Annotated in this window: 8 protein-coding genes; 1 reads left to right on the top strand and 7 read right to left on the bottom strand. The window is 72.4% G+C overall.

Annotated elements, in window-relative coordinates; genetic code table 11:
* Window positions 1-7 precede the first annotated feature (7 nt).
* From OG472_RS27055 to guaA, 3 genes are all read right to left on the bottom strand, one after another.
* Entirely contained in the window at window positions 8-1,249 is a 1,242-nt protein-coding gene (locus OG472_RS27055) for a hypothetical protein (RefSeq protein WP_401607874.1), read from the bottom strand.
* A gap of 117 nt (window positions 1,250-1,366) precedes the next feature.
* Entirely contained in the window at window positions 1,367-2,140 is a 774-nt protein-coding gene (locus tag OG472_RS27050; protein WP_405831641.1) for a class II aldolase/adducin family protein, read from the bottom strand.
* Between the two features lie 137 nt (window positions 2,141-2,277).
* Window positions 2,278-3,864: a glutamine-hydrolyzing GMP synthase gene (gene guaA, locus OG472_RS27045; protein WP_401607293.1), complete on the bottom strand. Its 1,587-nt coding sequence runs from the start codon at window positions 3,862-3,864 to the stop codon at window positions 2,278-2,280.
* Between the two features lie 297 nt (window positions 3,865-4,161).
* On the opposite strand from guaA, the gene OG472_RS27040 reads away from it, so the two are divergent.
* Window positions 4,162-4,425: a chorismate mutase gene (locus tag OG472_RS27040; protein ID WP_319726447.1), complete on the top strand. Its 264-nt coding sequence runs from the start codon at window positions 4,162-4,164 to the stop codon at window positions 4,423-4,425.
* A 264-nt stretch (window positions 4,426-4,689) separates the two neighbouring features.
* Here OG472_RS27040 and OG472_RS27035 read toward each other — a convergent pair whose 3' ends face one another.
* The 4 genes from OG472_RS27035 to OG472_RS27020 all read right to left on the bottom strand — a co-directional run bounded on the left by OG472_RS27035 (window position 4,690) and on the right by OG472_RS27020 (window position 11,659).
* Window positions 4,690-6,327 (bottom strand): peptidase, encoded by a 1,638-nt coding sequence (locus tag OG472_RS27035; RefSeq protein WP_405942147.1) that lies wholly within the window; start codon window positions 6,325-6,327, stop codon window positions 4,690-4,692.
* Between the two features lie 166 nt (window positions 6,328-6,493).
* On the bottom strand, window positions 6,494-8,299 hold the full coding sequence (locus tag OG472_RS27030) for a GMC oxidoreductase (RefSeq protein ID WP_405831638.1): 1,806 nt from the start codon (window positions 8,297-8,299) through the stop codon (window positions 6,494-6,496).
* A gap of 9 nt (window positions 8,300-8,308) precedes the next feature.
* Window positions 8,309-9,937, bottom strand: coding sequence for a succinic semialdehyde dehydrogenase (locus OG472_RS27025; RefSeq protein WP_401607300.1), 1,629 nt, complete (start codon window positions 9,935-9,937; stop codon window positions 8,309-8,311).
* 93 nt (window positions 9,938-10,030) lie between these two features.
* The gene (locus OG472_RS27020; protein WP_401607301.1) at window positions 10,031-11,659 is read right to left on the bottom strand and encodes a protein kinase domain-containing protein; all 1,629 of its coding nucleotides are present in this window, start codon (window positions 11,657-11,659) and stop codon (window positions 10,031-10,033) included.
* Window positions 11,660-11,766: the final 107 nt, after the last annotated feature.

Raw genomic sequence — 11,766 nt, 5'->3', positions numbered from 1 at the left:
ACCCCGATCACTCGGCAACGTCGATGGTGCAGCGGTTGGATTCCACTCCTGCGGCAGTGACCACCTGGATCTCGATGCGCCCGGGTTCCACTTCCGCCGGGACCGGCACCGTCAGCACGGCGTCGGAGGGGTTCGTGAACCCGCCCGGCACCGGGACCAGCGGTACGTGCACGTGCACCGCCCCGATCCGCACCACCAGCCGGGCCAGCATCTCCGGCGTGTGCGCCCCGGGCGGCACGAAGCCCACGCCCCGGATCTCGATGTCGTCCCCGGGGCGGACGGCCGCGTCCAGATCCCCGGGCTCCCGTCTGCGCACCACCGACAGCACGAGCGGGCGGGTGCCCTCCGCGTACTTCGCCGCCAGGTACACCGCGGCCGACAGCGCCACCAGCAGGGCCAGCGCCCAGGGCAGCTGCGGCAGCCGGTCCGGGAACCGGGCCAGCGACGCCGCCGCGTAGGCCAGCACCACCGTCGAGACGAGCACGTACTGCGCGTCCGGGAAGCTCCCGCGGCCCGCGTCGTCCGTCAGCAGGTCCACCCCGCGCGGCCGGTCGGCCGGCAGCTTCTGCAGCCGCTGGCCCATGATCCGTACGGACACCACGCGGCGTACGAGCACCGCCACCGCCGAGGTCAGCGAGACCACCGCCAGCAGCGGCAGCGCCCGGTCCAGCGCGAGGCCCGCGTACAGCGCCTGCCGCTCGGGCCCCGGCGCCGAGGCGGCCAGCCGCAGCGCGGGCAGCAGCGTGGCGAACGCGGTCAGCACCACCCAGGCGCTGGGCACGGCTTTCGAGGTGGACAGCCGGTTGTCCTCGCCGACCAGCGGCGCCAGCAGCCCGCCGCGCACCGACTGGGCGCGGGCGGCGACCGTGAGCAGCCCGGCCAGCACCACGGCCGCCAGCAGCCCGGCGGTGCGCGCCGCGGACCAGCCGGTGCCGAGCGCGGCGGCGACCTGGACCAGCAGCAGCACCCCGGCGGCGATCCACACGGCGAGGACGGCCCGCCGCGAGAACAGGTACAGCCAGGAGTTCCCGGCCTCCCGGCCCCGGTCGGCGACGGTACGGGCCGACAGGGTCAGTTCGTCGGAGACCCACTGGCGGGAGGCGCCGAGCGAGTGGGCCACGGCGGCCGGCACGCCCAGCCCGGAGGCGAACTCGTCGCGCTTCTCCAAGAAGGCGGCGACGGCGCGGCGGTGGCCCTCACGTGCGCACTCCTCGCAGGTGCAGGCCGTGGTATGGGTACCTCTGGACATCTCTTGGACAGCCACGGACGTGCCGCCTCTCTGAACTACGGTGCAATGCCAGCGAATTGTGCACCACTGCGGCAGTGCTCCGGATTGCGCACGATGTCAGAGCAGGTGATTAACGGTTCATGATGTTGACGCCACCGGCGTGTCCCCGTCGTGGAGCAGCGGCTGACAGCTCACCCAGGCGGCCAGGTCGGACCCGAACCGCTCGCGGGTGGCGACCGCGGCGCGGTGGTCGATGGGCACCGGCTTCCCGGCCGCCCGGGCGATCAGCTGCACCTGCGCCGCCCGCTCCGCCGCGACGAACCACCAGAGGGCGGCGTCCACGGAGTCCCCGACCGTCAGCAGCCCCCGGTTGCGCAGGACCAGGGCCTTGTACGGGCCCAGCGCGAGCGCGATCCGGCCGGGTTCCCCGGCCCCGGCGTACTCGTCCAGCAGCGCGTGGTCCTCGTAGAAGGCGCAGGCCTCCTCGGTGATCGGGGCCAGCAGCTCGCCCAGGGCCGCGAGGGCTCGGCCGTACGGGGCCTGCGCGCGCACCACGGACACCACCTCGGGGCGCTGCCGGTGGACCGCCGCGTGCACGGCGAAGGCCAGCTCGTTGACCCGGCGCTCCCCGCGGAGCACCCGCCCGTCCCCGTCGACCAGCAGCAGGTCGCCGGCGGTGAGCCCGGCGAAGGGCCGCCCGAAGGGGTTCACCCAGTAGCAGTCCTCGAACTCGGGATCCCGCGCGGTGACCTGCCCGGCCACCCCGTCCTCGTACCCCAGCCGGCCCAGCAGCCGCAGCGCCCCGGCGAGCCGCTCCTTGCGGTGGGCGCGCGCCGCCTCGGCGGTGTCGTGCACGGGCGGCATCTCGAAACCGAGCCGCTCCACGGGCACGGGTACGGGCCGGTCCGGCATGGGGCCCTCCTTACGGTCGCCTACGGTCGCCTTCGGGTCGCGGCGCAAAGTACCGGCGCCCCCGCGAAGTGGCCATACATACGACGAAGCCGCCGCTCCGGAGGGAGCGGCGGCTTCGGCTCAGGCGGTGGCGGGGACTACTCCCACTCGATGGTGCCCGGGGGCTTGCTCGTGCAGTCCAGGACCACCCGGTTCACCTCGGGCACCTCGTTGGTGATGCGGGTGGAGATCCGGGCGAGCACCTCGTACGGCATGCGCGTCCAGTCCGCGGTCATCGCGTCCTCGGACGAGACGGGGCGCAGCACGATCGGGTGACCGTAGGTGCGGCCGTCGCCCTGGACGCCGACGCTGCGGACGTCCGCGAGCAGGACGACCGGGCACTGCCAGATCTCGCGGTCCAGGCCCGCCGCGGTGAGCTCGTGGCGGGCGATGGCGTCGGCCTCGCGCAGCAGGTCCAGGCGCTCCTTGGTGACCTCGCCGACGATGCGGATGCCGAGGCCGGGGCCGGGGAAGGGCTGGCGCTGGACGATCTCGTCCGGCAGGCCGAGTTCCTGGCCGACCATCCGGACCTCGTCCTTGAACAGCTGGCGCAGCGGCTCGACGAGCTCGAACTCGATGTCGTCGGGGAGCCCGCCCACGTTGTGGTGGGACTTGATGTTCGCGGTGCCGGTGCCGCCGCCGGACTCGACGACGTCCGGGTACAGGGTGCCCTGCACCAGGAAGGCGACCGCGGGGCCCTCCTCCTGGAGGATCTCCAGCTGGGCCTGCTCGAAGACGCGGATGAACTCGCGGCCGATGATCTTGCGCTTGGTCTCCGGGTCGGAGACGCCGGCGAGCGCGGTCAGGAAGCGTTCCTGCGCGTCGACGACCTTCAGCTGCACGCCGGTGGCGGCGACGAAGTCCTTCTCGACCTGCTCGGTCTCGCCCTTGCGCATCAGGCCGTGGTCGACGTAGACGCAGGTGAGCTGCGAGCCGATGGCCTTCTGGACGAGGGCCGCGGCGACGGCGGAGTCCACGCCGCCGGACAGGCCGCAGATGGCGCGCTTGTCGCCGACCTGCTCGCGGATCGCCGCGATCTGCTCCTCGACGATGTTGCCGGTGGTCCAGGTGGGGGCGAGGCCCGCGCCGCGGTAGAGGAAGTGCTCCAGGATCTGCTGGCCGTGCGTGGAGTGCATCACCTCGGGGTGGTACTGCACGCCGTACAGCTTCTTCTCGTCGTTCTCGAAGGCCGCGACCGGGACGACGTTCGTCGACGCGGTGACGGTGAAGCCCTCGGGGGCGGCGGAGCAGGCGTCGCCGTGGGACATCCACACCGACTGGTTCTCGGGGGTGCCCTCGAAGAGGGTGGAGCCGGCCTTGGAGACGGCCAGCGGGGTGCGGCCGTACTCGCGGGCACCGGTGTTGTCGACCCGGCCGCCGAGGGTGACCGCCATCAGCTGGAAGCCGTAGCACATGCCGAAGACGGGGACGCCGGCCTCGAAGATCGCGCGGTCGAGCTGGGGGGCACCTTCCTCGTACACGGAGGACGGACCGCCGGAGAGGATGATCGCCTTGGGGTTTTTGGCCAGCATCTCGTCGACGGGCATCGAGCTCGGCACGATCTCGCTGTAGACCCGTGCCTCGCGGACGCGGCGGGCGATGAGCTGGGCGTACTGGGCGCCGAAGTCGACGACGAGAACCGTGTCCGGGGCGCTGTCGTGGGCGGCGGAGGGTGCTTCTGGCACGGGGCGGCCTTCCGGCGGAAGAGGTGGCTGTTTTGTCGATTCTAACGGGGGAGCCGCACCCCTCTTCGTCTCACCATCCGAATCGGCTTGGCCGGGAGGGCGACGGAAGGTCATAATCCTGTCCATGCGCAAGCAGCTGAGCTTCCTCTTTACCTATGGCACCGGCCGGTCCGGTCGCCATGGGTCCTCGTGATGCTCGCTTGAGCCGCTGACTTCCCAGAGCGCCCCGGTCCGACAGGACCGGGGCGCTCTGCGTTTCCCCGGACCTGCGGGCCCCACCCGACAGGAGAGATGACCATGACCACGATCACCACCACCCCCGAGCAGCTGATCGCCGACTCCCGGATGCGCATCGACGCCATCGACGACCGGATCATCGGCCTGATCCAGGAGCGGATGGCCGTCTCCACGGTCATCCAGGACGCCCGGATCTCATCGGGCGGGCGCCGCGTGCACCTGTCCCGCGAGATGGAGGTGCTCTCCCATTGGAGCGACGCCCTCGGGAAGCCCGGCACCGCCCTCGCCATGACCGTGCTGGAGCTGTGCCGGGGCCGCGTGTGACGGCTGTTCGTCACCCGTCCGGACCGTGACCGCCCCCGCGGCCCTTCGTTGGTGAGGATGTCCGCGGCAGCCAGCCGCGGGACCGCATCACCACGCGTGGCTCCGCTGGAGCGATGAGACGTGCGCCCCGTGGAGCGCGCGTCGTGGGACCTCGCTCCTTCGCGTGACCGGACGGCAGGGGACAGCAGCCCGGTCACCCCTTGGAGGACGGCCGGCCCTGGGGACGCCCCGGGCCGGCCGTTCTTCGTCTTCCCGCGTACGGCGCTACGCGCGCCCGGCGGCCTTGCGGCGGAACGCCAGGACCAGGGCGCCGCCGGCGGCCACCAGCGCCGCGCCGCCGAAGGCGATCGCCCCGGCCGGGGCGCCGGTGGCGGCCAGGCCGCCGTTCGCCGTCGTGCCGGTGCTGCTGCCCGGGGTCGGCGAGGCGGTCGCCGTCGGGGTGGCCGAGGCGCTCGGGGTGGCCGAGGCCGTGGGCGTCGGGCTCGGCGTGCTGCCGCCGCCCTTCGCGTTGATCACGAGGGCCGCCTTGTTGTTGGCGTGGTTCGGGTCCCACCGCTGGGGCTGGGTGCCGCCGGGCGTCCACTGGCCGACCGAGACGGAGCCCTTGGCGTCCTCGACGACCGTCTCGATCTTCAGCTCGAACGGGTAGGCGAAGGTCTCCCTCTCCCCCACGACGTGTCCGGTGGAGCAGAAGTAGCGCGGCGCGCCCAGGGTCTGCTCCCGCTGGGTGCCGTCGGCGTTGACCCCCTGGCAGCCGGCCGGCACCTTGGTGACCTTCGCACCGGCCGGGATGACGATGTCCGTGCGGGCGACGTCCTCATGGGAACGCAGGTGGGCCACCCACGCCGGGCCGTTGTTGCGGAAGCCGAACTCGGCCCGCACCGTCTCGCCGGCCTTGCCCTTGAGGGACACGGGCGCGGCCACGAGGTCGGCGGTGTTCTTCGTCGCGAAGTCGAACTCCTGGAGGTTGTTCCAGGGGGTGAGGTCCGCCGCCTGCGCGGAGGCCTTGGGCGCCCGCGCCTTCGCGGTCAGCTGCTTGCCGGCGGAGGGCTTGCGGAGCTTCTCGGCCTTCGGCTGCTCGCCGTTCGCGTACACCGCGTAGGTGAGCACGTCGGCGAAGGCGTGCGGGGCGGCCTTGAGGGTCAGCGGGCCGTCCACCCCGTAGATCTTGCCCGCCTCGTACTCGCCTTCGAGCAGGCACTGCACCGTGGTCCAGCCCGTGTTCAACGGCCGGCCCTCGCCCGTGTCCTCGGAGTAGGAGCAGTTGCCGTACTGCTCCACCAGGCCGATGCCGTGCGTGGTGCGCACTTCGAGCACCACGCCCTGGACGGACTCCGTGCCCTGGTTGGCGAAGACGATCGGCAGGGCCTGCTTGTCGCCCGGCTTCTGCTCCGCCTTGAGCGCGGCGGGCTCCATCACCAGGTCGGGGCCGCCGACCCGCACCTTGGTGGTGGCGGCCTTGATGGCGGCGCCCTCGGCCTTGCCGGTCACGGTCAGGTCCGCGGTCGCGCCGACCTTGCTGTCCTTGGCCGCGCTGAGCCGCAGGTCCACGAGGGTGGAGTCGCCCGTCCACAGCGCCCAGCGCTTGCAGGTCACGGCGGTGGCGGTGAGCGTGCAGTCCGAGCTCTGGTTCTCGGCGAGCGTGACGTCGGCGACGCCCTTGAGGGGCGTCAGGTCGATCGTGAAGGTGCTCTGGCGGTCGAACGTCTTGGCGGTGTCGTTGAAGATCCGGAACCCGACCGAGGTCTTCTGCGGCGCGCTGTCGGCGCCGGGGTGGGGGCGCAGGCCGGTCTCGGCCGGGCCGGCCAGCCGGAATTCGGGGTCCGCTGCGTGTGCGGGGGTGGTGGCCAGCGCGACGGCCACGAGGCCACCGGCAGCCAGCAGGGAGATGCGCTTTCTCATGCAGCCGTTGACTGCCGAAGATCAGTAGCAGTTGCACACTTCACCGTGTGATCGACGCCACAGCCCGGCCGGGCGGATTCCGGTACAACCATCAAGGCTGAACATCTGTCACCTATGTACCGCGGCGGGTACCGCGCTCGGAGGGGGAGCGCGGTACCCGCCGCTGTCATGACCGGCGCGGCGGAATCTCGGGGACCGCCAGAAAAGGCAAGCGCAGGGCGCCGAAGGCTTCCTTCGGGACCGCCGGACGGGCCGGTTCCACCGCCTCCAGGCGTACGTACGCCGCCCCTTGCTCGGGCCGCGGATCCTGCTCGCCCTTGTTCGGCCAGTACGACATCGCGCGCTCCGCTTGTGCCGTGATCGTCAGCGACGGATTGACCCCGAGGTTCGCGGAGACCGCCGAGCCGTCGACCACCGAGATGCCCGGGTGCCCGTAGAGCCGGTGGTACGGGTCCACCACGCCCTCCTGCGCCGACGCCCCGATCGGGCAGCCGCCGAGGAAGTGCGCGGTCAGCGGGGTCCCCATCAGCTCGCCGATGTTGCTGCCCGGGAAGCCGTTGATCTCCTCGGCCAGCAGGGTCGCGGCCCGGGTGGCCTCCGCGATCTGCACCGGGTTGGGGGCGCCGTGGCCCTGGCGGGCGGTGAGCAGGCCCTTCCCGATCCCGCCGGGCTTGCGGTACGTGGTCAGGGAGTTGTCCAGCGACTGCATGACCAGGCCGATGATGGTCCGCTCCGACCAGCGCCGGTTCGACAGCGAGCGGGCCAGCTGGAGCGGGTGCTTCGCGGTCCTGGCCAGCCAGGCGCGGACCCGGTGCCGGCTGTGGGGGACCTGGAGGACGGTCATGAACCCCATGGCGTTGGAGCCCTTGCCGTAGCGGACCGGCTCGATGTGGGTGTCGGCGTTGGGGTGCACGGAGGAGGTGATCGCCACGCCCCGGGTGAAGTCGGCGCGCTGCTCCTTGCCGGCGCCCGCACCGTGCCGTTTGCGGTAGCGGCGGTCGTCGGTCTGCGCGCCGACCAGGCCCTCCGAGTTGGTCCGGGTCAGTTCCCCGAGCCGGTCGGACAGGCGCGGGAGCTCCCCGCGGTCCTTCATCGTGTGCAGCAGGGTCTGCGTGCCGTACGTGCCCGCCGCGACGACCACGTGGCGGGCGCGCAGCACCTTGGCCCTGCCCCGGCGGCGGCCGTCGGTGGGGACGGTGCGGACGCGGTAGCCGCCCTCGGGGTGGTCGGCGAGGGCGGTGACGGTCGTCATGGGGTGGATGACGGCGCCGGCGCGCTCGGCGAGGTGCAGGTAGTTCTCGTTCAGGGTGTTCTTGGCTCCGTGCCGGCAGCCGGTCATGCACTCGCCGCATTCGGTGCAGGCCTTGCGGGCGGGGCCGGCGCCGCCGAAGTACGGGTCGGGGGCCTCCTCGCCGGGCCGGACCTTCGCGTGGCCCTCGGCGTCGTCGCCGTCGCCGAAGAAGACGCCGACCGGGGCCATGTGGAAGGAGTCCGCCACGCCCATCTTCTCGGCGGCCGCCTTGAGGTGGACGTCGGAGGGGGTCATGGTCGGGTTGAGGCGCACGCCGAGCATCCGCTGGGCCTGGTCGTAGTACGGGGCGAGTTCGGCGCGCCAGTCGGTGATGGAGGCCCACTGCCGGTCCTCGAAGAAGGCGGTGGGCGGCACGTACAGGGTGTTGGCGTAGTTGAGCGAGCCACCGCCCACGCCGGCGCCCGCGAGCACCATGACGTTGCCGAGCAGGTGGATCCGCTGGATCCCGTAGAGCCCGAGGGCCGGGGCCCACAGGTAGTTCCGCAGGTCCCAGCTGTTCTTCGGCAGGCTCTCGCGGGTGAACCGGCGCCCTGCCTCCAGGACGCCGACCCGGTACCCCTTCTCGGTCAGGCGCAGGGCCGAGACCGAGCCGCCGAAGCCCGATCCGATGACGATGACGTCGTAGTCGTATGCGGCGTCGGATGCTTCGTCTTGCGACACGGATACCCCTTAGCGCAGTCGGAGGGCCTTCATGATCTTGAGGCTGCGGGTCATGAACGCCGCGTACTTCTCGTCGTCCATGCCCAGCGAGGGCGCCATCGGGAGCAGCCGCTGGTGGGCGACGGTCTGGGCCTCGGTGTACTTGAGGATGCCCTCGGAGCCGTGGCGGCGGCCGAGGCCGGAGTCCTTCATGCCGCCCATGGGCGCCTGGGCGCTGCCGTAGGCGGGGGCGTAGCCCTCGTTGATGTTGACGGTGCCGGTGCGCAGGCGGGCGGCGACGGAGTGGCCGCGGCGGGCGTCCTTGGTCCAGACGCTGGAGTTCAGGCCGTAGGCGGTGGCGTTGGCCTCCGCGATGGCCTGGTCCTCGTCGGTGAAGCGGTAGACCGAGACGACCGGGCCGAAGGTCTCCTCGCCGCACACCGCCATGGGCGACTCGACGCCGTCGAGGATGGTGGGCTCGTAGAAGAGCGGGCCGATGTCGGGGCGGGCGGTGCCGCCGGCGACGAGGGTGGCGCCCTTGGCGACGGCCTCGTCCACGTGCCGCTGTACGGTCTCCAGCTGGCGCTCGCCGACCAGGGAGCCCATGTCGGCGCCGTAGGCCAGCGAGCTGCCGAGCCGCATGGCCTTGGTGCGGGCGGCGAACCGCTCGACGAACGCGTCGGCGATCGAGGCGTGGACGTAGAGCCGCTCGATGGAGATGCACAGCTGGCCCGCGGAGGAGAAGCAGGCGCGGACGGCGCCGGCGGCGGCCTTCTCCACGTCGGCGTCGTGCAGGACGAGCATGGCGTTCTTGCCGCCGAGTTCGAGGGAGACGCCGACGAGCCGGTCGGCGGCGCCCCGGGCGACCTCGCGGCCGGTGCGGGTGGAGCCGGTGAAGGAGACGTAGTCGGCGTGCCGGACCACCTCGGGGCCGACGACCGGGCCCTCGCCGAGGACGATCTGGAAGACGTCCGCGGGCAGCCCGGCCTCGATCAGCAGGTCGCGCGCCCACAGGGCGGTCAGTGCGGTCTCGGTGTCGGGCTTCATGACGAGGGCGTTGCCGGCCACGAAGGCGGGCAGGGCGTCGCCGACCGACAGCTCCAGGGGGTAGTTCCAGGGGGCGATCTGGCCGACCACCCCGCGCGGCTGGCGCAGCTCGGTGACCTTGGTCAGGGTGGGCATGGCGCCCGTGTGGCCCTTGGGGCGCAGGTACGAGGGGGCCCTGCGGCCGTAGTGGCGGGCCGAGACGGCGACCGCCTGGACCTCCTCGTGGGCGTGCAGGCGGGCCTTGCCGGTCTCCAGCTGGATCAGGTCGAGGACCTCGGCCTGCCGGTCCAGGACCAGGTCGTGGAAGCGCAGGAGCACGGCCGCCCGCTTGGCGACGGGGACGGCCGCCCAGGCGGGCTGCGCGGCGCGGGCCCGCTCGAAGGCCTCGGCCACGTCCTCGGGGGTGGCCTCGGGGAGTTCCGCCAGCCGGTCCCCGGTGAAGGGGGTGTGGTTGGCGGTGCGCCCGGAGCCGAGCACTCCGCGGGTGAGGCGGGCGACCAGGTCGGGGGTCACCACGTCGGCGGCGGTACGGGCACCGGCCGGGGCCGGGGCGACCGGGTTGGTGGGTTCCGGTGCGGTGCGGAGGGGGGCCGGGGCCTGCGAGTCCGTCATGCCGGTGAGCGTATTGCGCCGGACAGCCTTTGGGTACCCGCCGGTAACCGGATTTTGTCATTTCCGCCAGTGATCGCTGGCAGGATGACGGGATCAGGGCTTCTTGGCGGGCGGCGCCCAACCGCTGAGCACGATGTCGAACTGCTGCTCGGTCGTGGCCCAGTCGGCGGCCGGGCTCGACATGTAGATGGCGTACTCCGTGCCCTCCGGCGAGACGTACATCTGCTCCTTGGCTCTTCGCGGACCGGGGTGGTTCTGCTTCTCCGTCCAGCTGAAGTCCCAGAGCGCGGCCAGGGTGCTGTCCCGGAAGGTGTTCTGGTTCAGCCGCACCTTCTTGTAGTCGGTCCGCTTCGCCACCTGCTTCTCCAGGTCGAGCAGGTGCGCGTACGGGTCCTGGTAGTCCGGGGTGGAATCGGAGGCGATCCGGATGAAGTGCTTCCCGTCGTCCGGGGTGTAGTCGATCTGGTCGCCGTTCGCCTGGCGCGTCCAGCCCTCCGGGACGAACAGGGTGAAGCCGGCGATGGGGTCGGTGACCCGGTTGTAGCCGGCCGGCGCGGGGGTCACGTCGGGGGCGCTGACGTTCTTGTCCGCGCCGCCGCTCTCCGAGTCGTCGGTGTACTTGAGCACCCCGAACACACCGCCGCCACCGAGCAGCGCCGCCACCAGGGCGATGCCCGCGGCCCGCTTGAGCCAGCCGCTCCCCGGAACCGCGGGAGCGGGCACCGGCGCGGTCTCGGCGGGTTCCGGCAGCGGAGCCGTCTGCGAGGTCGTCTGCGCGGACGGCTGCGCGCGCTCCGCCGGCGCGGCCGGCTCGGCGGACGGCTCCTGCGCCGGGGCCAGTTCGTCCTGGGTCACCGCGCGCGTGGGCACGTACGCCTGCGCCGCCTTCGGCTCCCGGCCCTCCATCGCCTCCAGCAGCATCCGCTCGGCCTCCACGGCCGAGGGACGCTCCATCGGATCCTTGCGCAGCAGGGCCGTGATGACCGGCCCCAGGGCCCCGGCCTGGCGCAGCGCCGGCGGCTCGTCGTTCACCACGGCCTGAAGGCTGGAGATGGGCGACGTACGGCGGAACGGCGAGCGGGCCTCCACCGCCGTGTAGAGGGTGGCGCCCAGCGACCACAGGTCCGAGGACGGGTCGGGGATCCCGCCGGTGACCCGCTCGGGAGCCAGGTAGTCGATGGAGCCGACGATCTCGCCGGTCCGTGTGATCGAGGAGTCGCCCTCGATCGCGGCGATCCCGAAGTCCGTGAGCAGCACCCGGCCGTCCTTGGCCAGCAGCACGTTGCCCGGCTTCACGTCCCGGTGCAGCACGCCGACCGCGTGCGCGGCGCGCAGCGCGCCCAGCACGTGCAACCCGATCCGGGCCGCCTCGCGGGGCTCGATCCGCCCGGCCGCCTTGGCCGCCTCCGCGAGGGAGGGGCCGTCGATGTACTCCATGACGATCCACGGCCGGTCGTCGTGCTCCAGCACGTCGTGCACGGTCACCACCGCCGGATGCTGGATCCGGGCCGCGGCCCGCGCCTCCTTCTGCGTCCGGGCGTGCATGACGTCCCGGTCGGCCTGGGCGACGTACAGACCAGCCGTCAGTTCCTTGACCGCGACGGTCCTGTGGAGCAGCTCGTCATGCGCGCGCCACACCTTGCCCATGCCGCCCCGGCCGATCGGCTCGACGAGCCGGTACCGGCCCGCCAGCACGGCGCCCCCACCTGTCTGCTGTTCCACGAAATCCCGCCGCTCTCTGCACTTACGGCCAGATTACGGATCCCACGGGGGCTGCCGGAACCGCCCGGCCGCCGAAAGGCGGCACTGTGACGCAATCGCCGTACTGA

The organism is Streptomyces sp. NBC_00207, assembly GCF_045160965.1.
Taxonomy (GTDB): Bacteria; Actinomycetota; Actinomycetes; order Streptomycetales; family Streptomycetaceae; genus Streptomyces.
The sequence above is the reverse complement of the archived record's forward strand: the minus strand, read 5'-3'. Positions and strand labels throughout refer to the sequence as shown.